13 protein-coding genes, 1 tRNA gene and 2 pseudogenes are annotated in these 16,947 nt (G+C 62.0%); 8 read left to right on the forward strand and 8 right to left on the reverse strand.

What is annotated here, in order from left to right; genetic code table 11:
- The first annotated feature begins 189 nt into the window (after window positions 1-189).
- The gene (locus RB548_RS02440; RefSeq protein ID WP_331373358.1) at window positions 190-1,623 is read left to right on the forward strand and encodes an IS1182 family transposase; all 1,434 of its coding nucleotides are present in this window, start codon (window positions 190-192) and stop codon (window positions 1,621-1,623) included.
- Between the two features lie 161 nt (window positions 1,624-1,784).
- Here the strand turns inward: RB548_RS02440 and RB548_RS02445 are convergent, their stop codons facing one another.
- The 7 genes and pseudogenes from RB548_RS02445 to RB548_RS02475 all read right to left on the reverse strand — a co-directional run bounded on the left by RB548_RS02445 (window position 1,785) and on the right by RB548_RS02475 (window position 7,406).
- Window positions 1,785-3,164 carry an enoyl ACP reductase FabMG family protein gene (locus RB548_RS02445; RefSeq protein WP_331373475.1) on the reverse strand — a complete coding sequence of 460 codons (1,380 nt, stop codon included), beginning with the start codon at window positions 3,162-3,164 and terminating at the stop codon, window positions 1,785-1,787.
- A 346-nt stretch (window positions 3,165-3,510) separates the two neighbouring features.
- Complete coding sequence (locus RB548_RS02450; RefSeq protein WP_331373476.1) at window positions 3,511-4,539, reverse strand: fatty acid desaturase; 1,029 nt, start codon at window positions 4,537-4,539, stop codon at window positions 3,511-3,513.
- A 112-nt stretch (window positions 4,540-4,651) separates the two neighbouring features.
- Window positions 4,652-5,009 (reverse strand): annotated as a pseudogene (locus RB548_RS02455) (DUF6481 family protein).
- 35 nt (window positions 5,010-5,044) lie between these two features.
- Window positions 5,045-5,719, reverse strand: coding sequence for a spermine/spermidine synthase domain-containing protein (locus RB548_RS02460; RefSeq protein ID WP_331373477.1), 675 nt, complete (start codon window positions 5,717-5,719; stop codon window positions 5,045-5,047).
- Window positions 5,720-6,376: 657 nt separating this feature from the next.
- A complete protein-coding gene (locus RB548_RS02465; protein WP_331373478.1) occupies window positions 6,377-6,577 on the reverse strand; it encodes a cold-shock protein in 201 nt (66 codons plus the stop codon).
- Between the two features lie 43 nt (window positions 6,578-6,620).
- Complete coding sequence (locus RB548_RS02470; RefSeq protein ID WP_331373479.1) at window positions 6,621-7,175, reverse strand: DUF6538 domain-containing protein; 555 nt, start codon at window positions 7,173-7,175, stop codon at window positions 6,621-6,623.
- A gap of 157 nt (window positions 7,176-7,332) precedes the next feature.
- Window positions 7,333-7,406 (reverse strand) — tRNA-Gln (locus tag RB548_RS02475).
- A gap of 438 nt (window positions 7,407-7,844) precedes the next feature.
- On the opposite strand from RB548_RS02475, the gene RB548_RS02480 reads away from it, so the two are divergent.
- The 3 genes from RB548_RS02480 to RB548_RS02490 are packed head-to-tail and all read left to right on the forward strand — an operon-like array spanning window position 7,845 to window position 10,585.
- Window positions 7,845-9,464 carry a Ppx/GppA phosphatase family protein gene (locus RB548_RS02480; RefSeq protein WP_331375051.1) on the forward strand — a complete coding sequence of 540 codons (1,620 nt, stop codon included), beginning with the start codon at window positions 7,845-7,847 and terminating at the stop codon, window positions 9,462-9,464.
- Window positions 9,461-10,198, forward strand: a complete 738-nt coding sequence (locus RB548_RS02485; RefSeq protein WP_331373480.1) for an RlmE family RNA methyltransferase — start codon at window positions 9,461-9,463, stop codon at window positions 10,196-10,198. Before RB548_RS02480 ends, RB548_RS02485 begins: the two co-directional genes overlap by 4 nt.
- 3 nt (window positions 10,199-10,201) lie before the next feature.
- Entirely contained in the window at window positions 10,202-10,585 is a 384-nt protein-coding gene (locus RB548_RS02490; protein WP_331373481.1) for a VOC family protein, read from the forward strand.
- Window positions 10,586-10,752: 167 nt separating this feature from the next.
- Here RB548_RS02490 and RB548_RS02495 read toward each other — a convergent pair whose 3' ends face one another.
- Window positions 10,753-12,162, reverse strand: a complete 1,410-nt coding sequence (locus RB548_RS02495) for a DHA2 family efflux MFS transporter permease subunit (protein WP_331373482.1) — start codon at window positions 12,160-12,162, stop codon at window positions 10,753-10,755.
- Window positions 12,163-12,456: 294 nt separating this feature from the next.
- Between RB548_RS02495 and RB548_RS02500 the strand changes: the two are divergent.
- From RB548_RS02500 to adhP, 4 genes and pseudogenes are all read left to right on the forward strand, one after another.
- Window positions 12,457-13,439, forward strand: a pseudogene (locus RB548_RS02500) (MBL fold metallo-hydrolase).
- A gap of 188 nt (window positions 13,440-13,627) precedes the next feature.
- Entirely contained in the window at window positions 13,628-15,130 is a 1,503-nt protein-coding gene (gene guaB / locus RB548_RS02505) for an IMP dehydrogenase (RefSeq protein WP_331373483.1), read from the forward strand.
- Window positions 15,131-15,206: 76 nt separating this feature from the next.
- The gene (locus RB548_RS02510) at window positions 15,207-15,623 is read left to right on the forward strand and encodes an MAPEG family protein (RefSeq protein WP_331373484.1); all 417 of its coding nucleotides are present in this window, start codon (window positions 15,207-15,209) and stop codon (window positions 15,621-15,623) included.
- 186 nt (window positions 15,624-15,809) lie between these two features.
- The gene (adhP, locus tag RB548_RS02515; protein ID WP_408642394.1) at window positions 15,810-16,832 is read left to right on the forward strand and encodes an alcohol dehydrogenase AdhP; all 1,023 of its coding nucleotides are present in this window, start codon (window positions 15,810-15,812) and stop codon (window positions 16,830-16,832) included.
- Window positions 16,833-16,947 lie beyond the last annotated feature (115 nt).

Consider the following 16,947-nt stretch of genomic DNA (forward strand, 5'->3'; position numbering starts at 1 on the left):
GATCGCGGGCGACCGTGGATGCCACCTTTGTGCCCTGGCTTTGGGCCGCAGTCAACATAAGGGTTGAGCGGCAATAATTTCCGCTTTTCGCAAATGCAGCCTCTGCATAAACGCTGCTCGCCTTGGGTGGAGGCTGTGTGAAAACACCCGCGCATGATAGCCTACCTCGAGTTGAGCGGGAGATTCGGCATGGCGGGTTTCATCGAGGGGAAGGACCGCCGAGAACAGTCGTTCTTGCCGGAATGCCTCGATGACTATGTCGCCGAAGACAACCCAGTCCGCGTTGTCGATGTCTTCATTGACGAACTGGACTGGAGCGGATTGGGCTTTGCAGCGCCAGCGGCGACAGGGCGGCCGGGCTATAACCCCGCGACGATGCTGAAGCTCTACCTCTATGGCTACCTCAACCAGGTGCAGTCGAGCCGACGACTGGAGCGCGAGGCGGGCCGCAACATCGAGCTGATGTGGCTGACGGGCAAGCTGGCTCCCGACTTCAAGACGATCGCTGATTTCCGGCGTGATAACGGTGAGGCGATCCGCGCCATCTGCCGCCAGTTCGTCGTGCTCTGCCGGCAGATCGGCCTCCTTGCCGGTGGCACAGTTGCGGTGGACGGCAGTCGCTTCAAGGCCGTGAACACGCGCGATAAGAACTTTACGTCCGGCGCGATCCGCCGCCGCATGGAGCAGATCGATGCCAGCATCGAGCGCTACCTGGCCCTGCTTGACACGGCCGATCGTCAGGAGGACGAGGTGGCGGAGATGCGCAGGGATCGCCTGACGGAGCGCCTCGAACGCCTGCGCCAGCAAATGCGCGATCTGAAAGCGATGGAGCGCGCCATCGAGGCAGCACCCGACCGCCAGGTCTCGCTGACCGATCCCGATGCTCGCGCCATGGCCACCAACGGCAAGGGCACCGGCCTTGTCGGCTACAACCTCCAGGCGGCGGTGGACACGAAGCATCATCTGGTCGTGGCGCATGAGGTCACCAATGTCGGTCACGACCGCACCCAACTCGCCAGCATGGGCCAGCAAGCGAAGGAGGCGACCGGCGCGGATGAGCTGACCGTGCTGGCCGATCGCGGCTACTTCTCGGGCGAGGAAGTGCTGGCCTGCGATGCGGCGGGCATAAAGGCCATCGTGCCGAAGTCGCTCACCTCAAGCGGCCTGAAGCGTGGCTTCTTCGGCAAGCAGGACTTCGTCTTCGACGCCGACCGGGATCTGTATGTTTGTCCGGCCGGACAGGAACTGACCAGAGGCAGGATCCGATCGGATCGCGAGTGCGACGTCATCTTCTATCGCCATCTGACCGCCTGTTCGAGCTGCGAACTGAAGTCCCGCTGTACGCCCGAGAAGCTTCGGCGCATCCGGCGCTGGGAGCATGAGCAGGTGATCGACGCCATGCAGGCCAGGCTCGACCGCATGCCCGATGCCATGCGGGTGCGGCGGCAAACGGTCGAGCATGTCTTCGGGACCATCAAGGACTGGATGGGCCGAGGCCACTTCCTCACCCGGCGGCTCCCCAACGTCGGAACCGAGATGAGCCTCCATGTCCTCGCCTACAACCTCAAACGGGCGATCGCCATTCTCGGAGTACCGATGTTGATGAAGGCAATGAGGGCGTGAGCCCCTCAGACCGTCTGCGCGCCACCCAGATCCACGGCAGCAGGCGTTTCCACACAGCCTCGGTGGTGAGCGGTCATCCGCCACGGCTAGGACGAACGGCCACCATGCAGGGGAAAGCCGCCCTTAAGTCGCCGAGGCTAGCGAGCTAGATTGGGAGGCTGTCAGGCCAACTCAAGCTGAGAGTCTTTCGCCCCTTGCGCGATCAACGGCGCGGGAGACTTCCTTTGCAGGTGGGAAGCGTTAAGTCGGCGCGCCACGATATCGTGGTTGAGCCACTGGATGGGGCCGGAGGGATCTGAGGACTCGCCAAAAATTAGCTGCCCGGTCGCCTCCACCACGAGAGCACTCAGGAGGTCGCTGATCATCGCCTTGCTGTCCCGATGCATCTGCGTGATCTCGTTGGACGTGCCGATGGTCAGATCGGACTGTGCTTGGCTGTTTGCCATGGGCCACGCCGAGAAGTCGTAAAACGGACGCATGACCTTGTTGGCCTGCATATCGGTAATTTTTTGGAACACATCCTTCATCGTGAAGCCGTCTGCCAGAAGCTGCTGGCATGCCTGCCATTGGTCCTCTGCCCATTGGCCACCGTTCTCTTTCTTCAAGGCGAGTAGCAGCGGTATCAGGGGAAGTTCGATACCCGTGAACACGTCGGACGAATTGGTTCGGATTTCGGGACAGTTATAGACGGTTGCCTTGACACCTGCTGCCCAGGCTTCTTGCGCGATGCATTCGAGCCGCATCTTGGCGTAACCTTGGGTGTAGTTGGTGTAGGTCTGCCAACGATAGCTCCCGTCAATCAGGACTGCCGTTCCATGGTAACCGTAGGCCGTATACCGCACCTGACCACCCGATGCCTCTACGCGCTCACGGATCGCCGCGCTGAACTCGATAAGATGTCGAAAGGTGATTGCGGAAACTTCGTCGAAATTCTGCAGGATGAGCTTGCCCATATCGCTGTCGAGCAGGGCTTGTGACGACATGTGGCGGGGACCAACACCCTTGTAGATTCGATTGGCAACGACCAGGAATACCTTCGCTTTCGGGATGCCTCCGGCCATTGTATGGGCGAAAAAAACATTGCGGCCGTCGGCGATCATTCCGTCGAGAACGGCCATGACCTGTGAAAGTGAATTCGTGAACCGCGCGGTGGCGATGTCCCGGCACTGTTCAATGTAGTCCCAGTCGAGCCTGTCATGCTGCCAGCTCTCCAGCGTCATCGTCGCAAGGAGATCAGTCGGAGTGGGGCCGCCTGGCGGAGCGTCGAGATCGAAGCCAGCCATGAGAGGTATGTTGACAATCCTGCCGCCCAATCGGCCTTCGGCGGCAGAGAGTTCCTCGGCGTTCAGAGGCCGCAGTGCGTTGTTCTCGTCGCGCCGCCCCACCGTGATTCCCACGATCTCCATTCCAGCCCGCCGGGCTTCGTCGAGCAAGCCAGTCGCGTATCCGCGACCGAATAGTTCGCCGAAGAGGACGAAAACATCACCTTTACGAAAGACGTTGTTTTCGGCAAGGCGATTCAATGCGATCGGGTTTTCCATGCTGTCAGCTCTTTGGTCCGTTGGTCGTCGAGCGGTGGCTCAGACGAGCTTCGATAATCACATGACCGTACTGACCCGTAATGGGAAGTCATTTTAAGTGACCGTTCATTTCAAAGCGTGAAGCCCCTTGGGACTTCTCGGTATCTCAACCGGATAAAGCAGGTAAATGCAGAGGCCATTGGAGGACGGCGTGCCGATACCGAAATCGAGTTCGCCGGAAACGCTTCCTCTAGGATATTTGCGGAGGCAACCGGCGCTGTCAAAGGCCCGCTGGTCGTTACGACCAGTCTCTGGGCCGGAGCGCTGGCTCCTCCCGCCAGGGCGGCGCCCGGGGTTGTCCTCAATTTCAGTTGGCGACGCGGCGCGCTTCTGCTTCCCGCAGCGAAATCAACTGTTGTGATGCTTCGTCCCACAGAATGAGCTTCACGCAGTTGAGACTCTCCTTGATCGTGATGCGTCCCAAGTCTCCCAGTTCAGGATAATCACGCAGAACCTCTGGAAGCCTGTAGAAAGGAACACGGCTCGAGAGGTGGTGGATGTGATGAATCCCGATATTGCCGGTTAGCCAACGCAAAGGGCGGGGCAAGTCGTAGTGCGAGGCGCCATGCATGGCCGCGTACTGGAAAGTCCACTCCGGGGGCCTCGACCAATGGGTGTCTTCGAACTGGTGCTGGACGTAGAACAGCCAGACACCTGCCGCTCCGGCAATGAGCACGATCGGCAGATGGATCACGAGGAACGGAACAGGGCCGGCTATCCAGACAAGCAGGGCGGCGAGCGCGGCGATGGCGGCATTCGTTGCCATCGTTGAGATCCATGGCAGCGCTCCCGACCTCATCATGCCGAACGGCAGCCTTTGCTTGAAAATGAAGAGCCAGGCGGGGCCGATGCCGAACATGACGAGTGGGTGCCGATAGAGGCGGTAGCCGAGCCGTTGCCAGCGCGTCGACCTCTCATATTCCGCGACGGTGAGCGTCGTGATGTCACCGACACCCCGCTCGTTGAGATTGCCGGCCGAGGCGTGGTGTTCCGCATGGGCGCGACGCCAGTAGTCGTATGGTGTCAATGTCAGCACGCCGATTGCCCGGCCCGTCCAGTCATCCAAGCGGCGCCGGCCGAAGAAGGAGCCATGGCCGCAGTCATGTTGCAGCATGAAGAGGCGCAAGAGAAATCCCGCCGCAGGAATGACGAGGATCATGCCCAGCCAAAAACCGAAGTGCATCGAGGCCCATGCGCCGGCCCACAGGAGAGCAAACGGAACGAGGGTCACGGCCAGTTCGAACGTGCTTCGGCCAAGATGGGGCTTGCGATAGGCGGATAGGATCTTAAGCCAGGTTTTTTCACGATCGGCGCCGTTGGGGGCGATTGCGTTCATCGAGTTCATCGGCAGGTAGCGTCTTCCGGTAATGTCCCGAGCGGCTGGGGAACAAAGTTGGTGCGTTCGGAAAGGTAAGGTTTCTTGGCAGATTTCATGTCTACCTGTGAAACTACATTCGTCGAGCTTTCCGGTTGGCGTAGCGCAGATCGCGTGCGGCCTCTCGCGCCGCCTCGTCCTCGATCACGCGTGCCACACGCTCCTTTTCCGCCTTCTCGTGGGCTTCCGCTTCTGCCAGCGCCGCAGCATGCGCAGCCGCTTGTCGCTCGGCCGCTTCCACTTCGGCACGTGCCTGCTCCTCCGGTTTTACGCGCGCGCTCGAGGCGTCGTTCCTCTCGAGCTGCGGCAACAGATGCTCGGGCTGGCTCGTCGGATATCCGTGCAGCATGGTAGGCTTTCAGCAGAGCTGCTTTCGCATCGGCTGCGGCCGCGCGACGGTCGGAAAGCTGGTTGTCTCTAGAGTTCTTCAAATCGTCGTCCTGACTATGATGGTATTGAGATGGTCCTAGCGTCTGGTCGCCATCCACAATACATGGCGGGCACCACCGTTCTTGCGGTTGGCGCGCACGCTCACTTCGTCGGTGGCGAAGCCAACCTCACGCAATCGGCGCGTGAAAGCGCGATCCGGCGCGGATGACCAAACGGCAAGCACACCGTTCGGGCGGAGGGCAGTCTTGGCGGCCCGAAGACCGTCGTGGCTATATAAATTGTCGTTGGAGGCGCGCGTCAGCCCATCGGGGCCGTTGTCGACATCAAGCAGAATCGCATCATATGCGGCCGTCTTCGACCGGATGAGCACGCCGACGTCACCGAGATGGATATCGACCCGTGGATCGTCGAGTGTGCCGTCGTGGAGATCTGCCAAAGGTCCGCGCGCCCATTCGACGACAGCGGGAACGAGTTCGGCGACAACGACATGGGCGTCTTGAGGAAGCTCGTTCAGAGCGGCCCGCAATGTAAACCCCATGCCGAGGCCACCAACGAGCATGCTGGGGTTTTTCCGGCGCGCAATCCGCTCGCAGCTAAGCGCTGCCAGTGCCTCTTCCGAACCGCTTAGCCTACTGTTCATGAGCTCCGTCGAGCCGAGCATGATCGAAAATTCGCTACCGCGCTGCTTCAGGCGCAGCTCGCCGACATCACCGGGAATGGCCGCGCGATTAAGGTGAATCCAGGGAAGCATTGGGGCATCTCATTGCGTTGTTCAGAGGCCTCGTACCATGGCGGTCGTGCCGAAGACATCACATTATCGGTGAATAGTAGAATTGAATGCAAACCGGCCGTTCAGGACGGGGTTTCTCGTTCCTCTCAGATTTGCGAGGGGAAGCCGCAGCCGACGAACATTGCCTTCGGTTTCCCCATCTCCGCCGGCATGCCCGGCATCATGGCCAGGGATTACCCGCGGGCGGCGGCGCCTGATCGCGCTAATAGGTGCCAGGGTACCGTCCAGCAAAAGGGGAGTTCAAGGTTTCCGTCAGTCGCATGAAGTGACCGTGCAATTGGTATAGAAACCCTCTGCCTTGATGGAGGGGACGAAGTCGGCCGGGATGCCGGCCCGAATTGCTGACGTTGATGTCCGCGCCGCCCACGCAGGGCTTTTCACGGTACGATCGACCGTGGAGCGCTAGTCGAGAACGATGATGGTGCCGGCCTTAATCACACGCAGCCGGGACAATCTCGCCTACGACTGCGAGCCTCTGATAAACAGGGTCCGCGGTTCGACTCCCTTCAAGACCGTGATTTGAAGGGTTACCGCGGCGCTGAAGTCAGTTAGGACGCTAGATCGGCGTGATGAGGGAGATACGAGCGCCAGGGGTCCGCCAGGCGCTCGGAGAATGTGTTAAAGCACGCGGACGTTTTCTGCCTTGGATTTGCCGGTCTTGCGATCCTGACCCAAGTCGTAGCTGACGCGCTGGCCGTCGCTCAGAGCGCCACCCTGCACTGCGGAAATATGGACGAACACGTCGCTTCCACCATTCTCGGGCGTGATGAAGCCGAACCCCTTGTCGTTGTTGAAGAATTTGACTGTGCCGTTCGCCATGATTTGATCTCCAGAATTCAGCGATGAACGATGGGCCGAAAACCTATAGGCGCGAGGCGGTGGCCGCAATGCCTCCGTTTGCTCTCGCGTCACGTGCCGTGGTCAGCTCGCCCTGATAGTTCGCCCGGATGGCATCGACATGTGAGGCGGGCACGCCGTTCTTGAGCAGGTAGGTCAGCCCAGGGCAGTCGACTTCGAGGCTGAGATCGGAGCGGGTCCCGAATTTCGCGAGGAGCTGATAGGCCCAGCCCGCCTCGAGATCGAGTTCCATCTCGACGACGTCTCCACCCCGCCCGTTGCGCTTGGCCATGGTGCTGACGTCATCGAGCCTCTCGAGTTCCTTGTCCCGCTCATGCTCGAACAGGATCTGGAGCTGCTGCTTGGTGGTCATGGCGTCCTTCGAATTCATCTTCAGTTCGGCCAGCCGGGTATTGAGCCTCCGGCCGATGATCTGAGCCTTTCTATGGTCGGAACAATGAAGGCTGAGTGAAAGCCGACTGCCGGGACGACAATGGACGAAGGCGGCGGGAATGCGCGGCCGCCAGTAGAAGATGTTTCCGCGACGGATAAGATTCTCGACCTCGTGGCGCACGGCCATGACGCATTCCCTGTCTTCGCCCGAAGGGTCGGCTGCGGCGCGCTAGCGCCTGGGCATCACCTCTGGGCTACAGTTCTAAGCATCAGGTCGCCAATGATGCCAAAACGATATCCGGCACGACTGGAAAATCAAGGAATTAAGGGCTTTTAGGGAGAATTGGCTGGGGAACCTGGATTCGAACCAGGACTAACGGAGTCAGAGTCCGCTGGTCTACCGTTAACCTATTCCCCAAGGTTCGCTGGCGAAGCATCGCCGCCGCGTCGGTGTGGCGGGCTTATAAACAAAACAACGCCCGATGCAAATACCCTTTGGCAAAAAAATGCGACTGGCCTGTGGCCGGCCAACCTTTTCCACGCGCCAGGGCCGGGCAGTGCGCGGAAGGCCGGGAACCTGGCGGCGACCTGTCCGCCCGTGAGCCTCGGAGCGAGCTCGGTTTACCGGCCTACGGCGCCGCGCGTCTTATCAGAAGCGCAAAGGACGCCGTAGCGCTTGGAATCGTTGCATGTTTTTGTCCTCAAATCGGTCAGGATTTGACAAAACAAGCAGCAGCCGCGACGTCAAAAAAGGTTTGGCGAAAAGGGTCGGCGCTGGTACAGTCGCCGCAACGTAAAATCGAGAGAGCGCCTTGAGCGGCCGCAAGGTCTTCGCCCGGCGCGATGGTTGAGACAAGTGAGAGACCCCGATCACGGCGCAAAGCCGTCTGAATCCGGGGCGTCGGCAGCAGGCCGCGGCGAGGGGCACAAGCATGTGCCGCGCGGTGGAAAAGGCAAGCGGAAACGGCGCAGGCCGTCCGGTTCGCCGTCTGCAGTTGCCAGCCAATCCGGCCAGGCCGGAGAAGCAGGGCGTCCCGCAGGACTGGATGTGGCGGAGCCGGCGCGCAAGCGCAAACGGCGCCGGCGCTCGAAAGCAGCAGCAAGACCGCAGGGCCAGGTCGCTGCCGCCGTTCCCGGCGGAGGCGTTGAGCTTTTCGATGCGGCGATCACCGACAAGAAGGGCCACAAGCGCAGCAAGAAGGCGCGGCATCGGCGCGGGCTTCAGGGCCGGCCGCTGGCGTCGAACGGCAAGCCGCATGCCGGCGAGCGACCGGGCGATCCACGCGGCGCCGAGGCCGGTGCTGCTTCGCAGCCGGCACAGACACCCCGGGCGGAAAATCTGCGCGCACCCTTTGTTGTGGCAGGCGAACCGCCGGTACCGCTTTACGCGGCGCTTGACCTCGGCACCAACAATTGCCGCCTCCTGGTCGCACAGCCGACCCGTCCGGGTCAGTTTCGCGTGGTCGATGCCTTCTCCCGCATCGTTCGGCTCGGCGAGGGCCTAGGCGCGAGCGGCCGCTTGTCGGACGATGCCATGGAGCGGTCCGTCGAGGCGCTCAAGATTTGCGCCGCGAAGCTCAATGCCCGTTCGATCCGCCGTCGCCGGCTGATCGCCACGGAGGCGGCGCGGTCGGCCGCCAACGGCGAAACCTTTTTGAGGCGGGTGGCGGAGGAAACCGGGCTCGAGTTGGAGATCATCGATCGCGAGACCGAGGCGCGGCTGGCTGTTTCCGGCTGCTCGTCGCTGGTGGATCGCGAGACGAGATCCGTCGTCCTCTTCGATATCGGCGGCGGCTCGTCCGAGATCGCCATCATCCGCATCGGTGACAACCGGTCGAGCCGGCTTGCCAACCACATCACCCATTGGACGTCGCTTCCCGTCGGGGTCGTCACGCTTTCGGAACGCCATGGCGGCGAGCATGTGACGCCGCATAGCTTCGAGGCGATGGTGCGCGAGGTCGAGGGCATGCTTGCCTGCTTCGATAGTCCCCCGGTCGAGTCTCTTGCGAATGGCGGCAACGGTTTTCATCTGATCGGAACATCGGGAACGGTGACGACGCTTGCCGGTGTCCACCTCGACCTGCCGCGTTACGACCGGCGCAAGGTCGACGGGCTGTGGCTGTCCGACGACGAAGTTTCGGCGATGCAGTCCCGCCTGCTTTCCTGGGATTTCGCAGCTCGCGCCGCAAATCCCTGCATCGGGCCGGATCGTGCCGATCTGGTGCTTGCCGGTTGCGCGATCCTCGAGGCGATCCGCCGCCGCTGGCCGTCGACGCGCATGCGCGTGGCCGACCGTGGTCTGCGGGAAGGCCTGTTGACCGATATGATGGCTGACGACGGTGCCTGGCGCCGCGCGCGCCCGCGCCGGCACCAGCGCAACTTCAATGGCGGACCGGCGAACCCCGAAGGAAACAAAGCCCACGAAGGGAACAGGACCCGCGAGGGGAACAAGGCCCACGAGGGGAACAAGGCATGACGAAATCGCCGATCGGCGGCAACCGCAGCGGCCGTAAGCTCGGCCAGAAGGTGAAGAAGGGCAAGCTCAAGGCTTCCTCGCGCCGCTGGCTGGAACGCCATATCAACGATCCCTACGTCCAGCGGGCACAGCTCGAAGGCTATCGCGCCCGGGCGGCCTTCAAGCTTCTCGAAATCGACGAGAAGCACAAGATCCTTGCCGGTGCCAGGCGCATCATCGACCTTGGTGCCGCACCCGGAAGCTGGTCGCAGATTGCCGCCAAGGTGACGAATTCGACCGACGCCGACCCGCGCGTGGCGGCGATCGACTTTCTTGAAATGGACCCGATCCCCGGCGTCCGCTTCCTGCAGATGGATTTTCTCGACCCTGAGGCGCCGGACAGGCTGAAGGAAGCGATCGGTGGAACCCCCGACCTCGTGATCTCCGACATGGCGGCGCCGACGACCGGCCATCGCCAGACCGACCATCTGCGGACGATGCACCTTTGCGAGGTCGCGGCGCATTTTGCCGTCGATGTGCTCGCCGAAGGCGGCCACTTCCTGGCAAAGACGTTCCAGGGCGGCACGGAGCGTGAACTCCTGAACATGCTGAAGCAGAATTTCCGTCAGGTCATCCATGTCAAGCCGGCCTCGTCTCGCGCCGAGTCGGTCGAGATGTTCCTGCTCGCCAAGGGCTTCAAGGGACGGCGGGCGACCGAGCCAGGGGAGCCGGCGGAAGACGCCGCAACGGAGTAGAACATGCTGCTTTACGTGACGCTCGGCACGAACGATCTCGACCGCGCAGGCGCCTTTTACGACAAGACGCTCGCGACGCTTGGTCTTGAGCGCCGGAAGCAGGACGAAGTCGAGATCGGCTATGGCGCCGAAAGCGATGTCCGCTGCCGCCTCTGGGTGGTGACGCCGTTCAAGCGCAAGGCGGCAACGATCGGCAACGGTTCCATGGTTGCGCTCGAAGCGGAAAGCCGCACTGCCGTCGATGCCTTCTACGCCGCCGCACTCGCCAATGGCGGCACCGACGAGGGCGCTCCGGGCTTAAGGCCGTTCCATCCGAATTTCTATGCGGCTTATGTCCGCGATCCGGACGGCAACAAGCTGTCGGCCGTCTGCGAGCGGCCGGAATAGAGCGGGACTGCAACGTCCCTTGCGCGACTGATAAGACGCGCGGCGCTGTAGCTAGAGCAATTCCAGGAAAAGTGTGTAACGGTTTTCCGTCCGGAATTGCGTAATTTCAAATAGTTAGATCATTTCACTGTTTCAAAGAAACAGTGAAATGATCTAACGAGCCTTCCTTATTTGCCGGCCGTCGTTTCGGCTTCGCGCATCTGCAGGCGGTGACCGGAAACGGAAGCGCCGGCATTCTTCGCCATCGTCAGGAACGGGATCGCTGCCAGCAGATTGGCGCCGGCGATGATCATGAAGGCGGTATGGAAGTCTTCCAGACCCAGCGGGCCGCCGCTGATCGCCGTTTGGATTTCAAGGATCGCGCCGGCGACGGCAACCCCCAACGCGAGGCTGATCTGCTGCAGCACGGCGCTCATCGAGGTCGCCTTGCTGGCATCCGCATCCTCAATATCCGCGAAGGAAAGCGCGTTGATGCTGGTGAAGAAGAACGACCGGGCGAAGCCCGCAAGCAGCAGGATGGAGATCATCACCAGGTAGGGGGTCGCCGGCGTGAAGAAGCCGTTGGCGAAGGTCAACAACCCGCCGACGACGGCCGCCACGATCAGCGTGGTGCGGAAGCCGGCAAGGGCGAGCACGCGGCGCGCGAGGAATTTGGTGGTAATGGCGCCAATCGCGCCGACGAAGGTGATGAGGCCGGACTCGAACGGATTGAGGCCGAAGCCGATCTGCAGCATCAGCGGCATCAGGAAGGGGATCGCGCCGACCGAAATGCGGAAGATGGTGCCGCCGATCGAAGCCGCCCGGAAGGCGCCGTTCCTGAACAGTTTCAGATCCAGCACCGGCGCCGGATGCCGGCGGGCATGGACGATGTACAGGAATGTGGCGGCGATGCCGGCGGAAACGGATGCGAAGCCGATCGACGTCGGCAGCGCCGGCAGGCTGATGACCGACAGGCCGAAGACGATGCCCGAGGCGGCGATGCCGCCAAGCAGGAAGCCGAGAATGTCGACCGGCGGCGGGTTTCGCCGCTCCATCTCGGGCAGGTAGATGCCGGAAAGCACGTAGCCGGCAATGCCGACCGGCACGTTGATCAGGAAGATCCAGTGCCAGGAAAAATAGGTGGTGATGAAACCGCCGAGCGGTGGGCCGGCGAGCGGTCCGACGAGCGCCGGGATAGTCAGCAACGCCATGGCCGAGACGAGCTCGCTGCGCGGCGCGCCTCGGACGAGAACGAGGCGAGCGACGGGCGTCATCATTGCGCCGCCCATACCCTGCAGGAAGCGTGATAGGACGAAGGCGATGAGGCTGTTCGAGACGGCGCAGAGCACCGAGCCGACGATGAAGACGAGAATCGCCGCACGAAAAATGCGCTTGGCGCCAAAGCGGTCGGCCATCCAGCCGCTCAACGGTATGAAGATCGCGAGCGCCACCATGTAGGACGTCAGCGCCAGTTTCAGCGTGATCGGGCCGACGCCGATGTCGTGGGCGATCGCCGGCAGTGAAGTCGAAATAACCGTGGAATCCATCTGCTCCATGAAGAGAGCTATGGCAAGGATCAACGGGACGATACGATTCATGCTGAAATGCCCTGGGCGTAAGTGGCGCGGGCGGCGCGACGGTGATGGCCTATAGCATAGTTCCTGCTGCATGATTGCTTAAATCGGGATCGATTTCAGGAATCACGTGTCGGCTAAACGCTACCGCAATCTTTTGGGCGTCTAAGAACACGAAAGTCATCGAAGCGCAAACCAAACCTGCGATTGCAGATCAAAAGCCCGTGATCCCGCCTGTCCTTTTCCTTCGGCACCCTACTTCCTGCCTGTCATGGCATGCCGTGGCAACGGCTTACTGCAGTTGGAGGAGGGACGAAGATGACATTTTCGCTAACGCGGCGAACGCTGTTTGGAACCGGAGCAGCGGGCGCTCTGGCGGCCCCGACCCTGTTGACGGAGTTCGCCAGGGCTCAGGAGACGACCGAACCCCTGGAACGACGAGCGGCACGGCGTTCAAGACGCTCAAGCTTGGCACCGCCAAGATCACCGTGATCAGCGACGGCACGCGCATGTCGGGAAATCCGCACGAGACCTACGGGCTCAATCAGCCGGCTGATGCGGTTTCGGCCCTGCTGACGGAAAATTTCCTGCCCGCCGACGGCTTCGTCAACGGGTTCACGCCGGCGCTGGTCGATACCGGAACCGATGTCGTGCTTTTCGATACCGGCTTTGGTGAGGCCGGCCGGGAGATGGGAACCGGTAAGCTTGTCGATGGGCTGAAAGCCGCCGGCTACGCGCCCGACCAGATCTCGGTGGTGGTGATCACCCACATGCATGGCGACCATATCGGTGGTCTCATGACCGCCGGAAAGCCGACCTTTTCGAATGCGCGCTACGTCACCGGGCAGGTCGAGTACGATTTTTGGAAGGACGAGGCGCGTGTCGGCACGCCGGCCGAAAACGGCCACAAGGCCGTGCTCGAAAAGGTCGTTCCGCTTACGGAAAAGACCACCTTCATCGCCGACGGTGCAGAGGTTGTGCCGGGCATCACGGCGCTCGCCGCTTTCGGCCATTCCCCGGGGCACATGGTGTTCCGGCTCGATTCCGACAACAAGGCGCTGATGCTGACGGCGGACACGGCCAATCATTATGTCCTGTCGCTGCAGCGGCCCGATTGGGAGACTCGCTTCGACATGGACAAGGCGCAAGCGACCACTGCGCGCCGCAACGTCTTCGACATGATCGCCACGGATCGTTTGCCCTTCATCGGCTATCACATGCCGTTCCCGGCGGTCGGCTTCGTCGAGCGGAGCGATCTCGGCTACCGCTTCGTGCCGGTTACCTATCAGTTCGATATCTGAGCGGCGGAGAAATGTTGCTCTGCAACAACAATTTCCTGAGCCCGGGAGATTTCCGGGCCTTGACTATTTCCATTCCGACATATCCGTGTTACGAGCCCTCGCCAACTTCCAAGACAAGCTTTGAAGTCACCCGGTGGACAAATCGCTGACGTCCCCGGGGATTTTCGTTTATTGAAGAGGAACTGGCCATGGCGCGTATCATCGAAACGGCAACCGGTCTGGAGGCTTTGACCTTCGACGACGTTCTGCTTCAGCCGGGACATTCCGAGGTCATGCCGGGTCAGACCAACATCTCGACCCGCATCGCGCAGGACATCGATCTCAACCTCCCCATTCTGTCATCCGCAATGGATACGGTCACCGAAGGTCGCCTGGCGATTGCCATGGCCCAGGCCGGCGGCCTCGGCGTCATTCATCGCAACCTAACCCCGGCCGAACAGGCCGAAGAGGTTCGCCAGGTAAAGAAGTTCGAGAGCGGAATGGTCGTCAACCCGGTCACGATCGGCCCGGATGCGACGCTCGCAGATGCGCTGAGCCTGATGAAGGTTCATGGCATTTCCGGTATCCCGGTCGTTGAAAACGGCGGTGCAGGCGGGCAGAAGCAGGGGCGCCTCGTCGGCATCCTCACCAATCGCGACGTACGCTTCGCCTCCGATCCGGCTCAGAAGATCTACGAGCTGATGACCCGGGAGAACCTGATTACGGTCAAGGAAAGCGTCGACCAGCAGGAAGCCAAGCGTCTCCTCCACAAGCACCGGATCGAGAAGCTCCTGGTGGTGGATCCGGACGGCCGTTGCGTCGGTCTGATCACCGTCAAGGACATCGAGAAATCGCAGCTCAATCCCAACGCATCGAAGGACGCGCAGGGCCGGCTTCGTGCCGCCGCCGCCGTCAGCGTCGGTGACGACGGTTTCGAGCGCGCCGAGCGGCTGATCGACGCCGGCGTCGACCTGATCGTCGTCGATACCGCGCACGGTCATTCGCAGCGCGTGCTCGATGCCGTTGGGCGCATCAAGAAGCTGACGAACTCCGTTCGCATCATGGCGGGCAACGTGGCCACTGCGGATGGCACCAAGGCGCTTATCGATGCCGGTGCCGATGCCGTCAAGGTCGGTATCGGTCCCGGCTCCATCTGCACGACGCGTATCGTCGCCGGCGTCGGCGTACCGCAACTTGCGGCGATCATGGCGGCCGTTGAGGCCGCACAGGCGTCCGGGATCCCGGTGATCGCCGACGGCGGCATCAAATTTTCCGGTGACATGGCGAAGGCCATCGCGGCCGGTGCCTCCGCCGTCATGATCGGCTCGCTGTTGGCCGGCACCGACGAGAGCCCGGGCGAAGTCTTCCTCTATCAGGGACGCTCCTTCAAGGCCTATCGCGGCATGGGGTCGGTCGGCGCCATGGCGCGCGGCTCGGCCGATCGCTACTTCCAGGCCGAGGTGCGCGACACGCTGAAGCTTGTGCCGGAAGGCATCGAGGGTCAGGTCCCCTACAAGGGGCCGGTAGCGGGCGTGCTGCATCAGCTCGCCGGTGGCCTCAAGGCTTCCATGGGCTACGTCGGCGGTGCGACGATCAAGGACTATCAGGAACGCGCGACCTTCGTGCGTATCTCCGGCGCTGGTCTTCGCGAAAGCCACGCGCACGACGTGACGATCACCCGCGAGAGCCCGAACTATCCGGGCACCGTCTGATATCCTCCAGCGGGACGCCATCCGGCGTCCCGCTCCACCCGAATATTCCCATCCGATGCTTTGACGCGGAGCACCGATGACAGGCTTCGAGATCTTCTGGCCGATGGTCGCCCATGCCGCGCTGGTTTTTGCGCTCTATGTGCTGCTTTCGGCGCGTCGCGTTTCGCTCGTCCGGGCCGGCAAGGTTGAGGCGTCGCAGTTCCGCGAAAACCGCCACGAGCCGGCCGAAAGCCTCGTCGTCCGCAACAGCATCGCCAACCAATTCGAATTGCCGGTGCTTTTCCATGTCTGCTGCGTGCTGTTCTACATCACCGAAGCCGACAACCTTGTCTCCCTCGGTCTCGCCTGGCTCTTCGTCGTACTGCGCTACGTCCATGCCGCCGTTCACGTCACTGGCAATAGGCTCCGTTATCGCCGCCCGTCGTTCATCGCCGGTTTCGTGACACTCCTCGTCATGTGGATCTGGCTCTCCGTCTGGATGGCGATGAGCTGACCGCCGTTTGCCGGCGTGACTGTTTCATATCTGCGACGATTTCTCCACCGAACGACCCTCCTTGATGTGCGTCAAGGGACCGCGGCCTGCTCTACCGCTAAGCTTTCGTCTGTCAGCGCCACCGGAGGAGCGTGCGCGCGATGCCGGCTGCGCCGGCACCAACATCGAGCATCGGAGGACATTGATATGACCATGAAAGCCGCTGTGGTACGCGAGTTCGGCAAGCCGCTTGTCATCGAGGAAGTGCCGATACCGAGGCCCGGGCCCGGCCAGGTCCTCATCAAGTATGAGGCGACGGGCGTCTGCCACACCGATCTGCATGCCGCGAAGGGTGATTGGCCGGTGAAGCCGAACCCGCCCTTCATTCCAGGCCATGAAGGCGTGGGATACGTCGCCAAGCTCGGCGCCGGCGTCAAGCGGCTGAAGGAGGGCGACCGCGTCGGTGTGCCGTGGCTGCATACTGCCTGCGGCTGCTGCACGCCCTGCCGCACCGGCTGGGAGACACTTTGCGGCAGCCAGCAGAATACCGGCTACTCGGTCGATGGCACCTTCGCCCAATACGGCCTCGCCGATCCGGATTTCGTCGGGCGGCTACCCGCCAAGCTCGAATTCGGTCCGGCAGCGCCTGTGCTTTGCGCCGGGGTCACGGTCTACAAGGGGCTGAAGGAGACGGAAGTGAACCCAGGCGAGTGGGTTCTCGTCTCCGGCATCGGCGGCCTTGGCCACATGGCGGTGCAGTATGCCAAGGCCATGGGTATGCATGTCGCGGCGGCCGATATCTTCGCCGACAAGATCGCGCTTGCCGAGAAGCTCGGCGCCGACCTCGTCATCGATGCCAGGTCGCGCGACGCCGTGGAAGAGGTGCAGAAGCGGACCGGGGGCGTCCACGGCGCGCTGGTGACAGCGGTTTCACCGAAGGCGATGGAGCAGGCCTACAACATGCTGCGTTCCAAGGGCACGATGGCGCTCGTCGGCCTGCCGCCTGGCCAGATCTGCCTGCCGATCTTCGATACGGTCCTGAAGCGCATCACCGTGCGCGGCTCGATCGTCGGCACCCGCCAGGATCTGGAGGAAGCGCTGGAATTTGCCGGCGAGGGCAAGGTCGCTGCCCACTTTTCCTGGGACAAGATCGAAAACATCAATGCGATCTTCCAGCGCATGGAGGAGGGCAAGATCGATGGCCGCATCGTCCTAGATCTCAACGGCTAGAGCATCCCGCTTTCAAGTGGAATCACTGAAAGCGGATAAGATGCTCTAGAATCAAAGTGCTAGAGCGTCCTTTGTGCGTTCACTTGAACGCACGGCGCTCTAGGACGCGAAACGG

The organism is Sinorhizobium chiapasense (assembly GCF_036488675.1).
Lineage (GTDB): Bacteria > Pseudomonadota > Alphaproteobacteria > Rhizobiales > Rhizobiaceae > Sinorhizobium > Sinorhizobium chiapasense.

Coding starts and splice junctions, on each gene's coding strand:
- RB548_RS02440 (WP_331373358.1), top strand. CDS start 190: ATGGCGGGTTTCATCGAGGGGAAGGACCGCCGAGAACAGTCGTTCTTG.
- RB548_RS02445 (WP_331373475.1), bottom strand. CDS start 3,164: ATGGAAAACCCGATCGCATTGAATCGCCTTGCCGAAAACAACGTCTTT.
- RB548_RS02450 (WP_331373476.1), bottom strand. CDS start 4,539: ATGAACGCAATCGCCCCCAACGGCGCCGATCGTGAAAAAACCTGGCTT.
- RB548_RS02460 (WP_331373477.1), bottom strand. CDS start 5,719: ATGCTTCCCTGGATTCACCTTAATCGCGCGGCCATTCCCGGTGATGTC.
- RB548_RS02465 (WP_331373478.1), bottom strand. CDS start 6,577: ATGGCGAACGGCACAGTCAAATTCTTCAACAACGACAAGGGGTTCGGC.
- RB548_RS02470 (WP_331373479.1), bottom strand. CDS start 7,175: ATGGCCGTGCGCCACGAGGTCGAGAATCTTATCCGTCGCGGAAACATC.
- RB548_RS02485 (WP_331373480.1), top strand. CDS start 9,461: ATGACGAAATCGCCGATCGGCGGCAACCGCAGCGGCCGTAAGCTCGGC.
- RB548_RS02490 (WP_331373481.1), top strand. CDS start 10,202: ATGCTGCTTTACGTGACGCTCGGCACGAACGATCTCGACCGCGCAGGC.
- RB548_RS02495 (WP_331373482.1), bottom strand. CDS start 12,162: ATGAATCGTATCGTCCCGTTGATCCTTGCCATAGCTCTCTTCATGGAG.
- guaB (WP_331373483.1), top strand. CDS start 13,628: ATGGCGCGTATCATCGAAACGGCAACCGGTCTGGAGGCTTTGACCTTC.
- RB548_RS02510 (WP_331373484.1), top strand. CDS start 15,207: ATGACAGGCTTCGAGATCTTCTGGCCGATGGTCGCCCATGCCGCGCTG.
- adhP (WP_408642394.1), top strand. CDS start 15,810: ATGACCATGAAAGCCGCTGTGGTACGCGAGTTCGGCAAGCCGCTTGTC.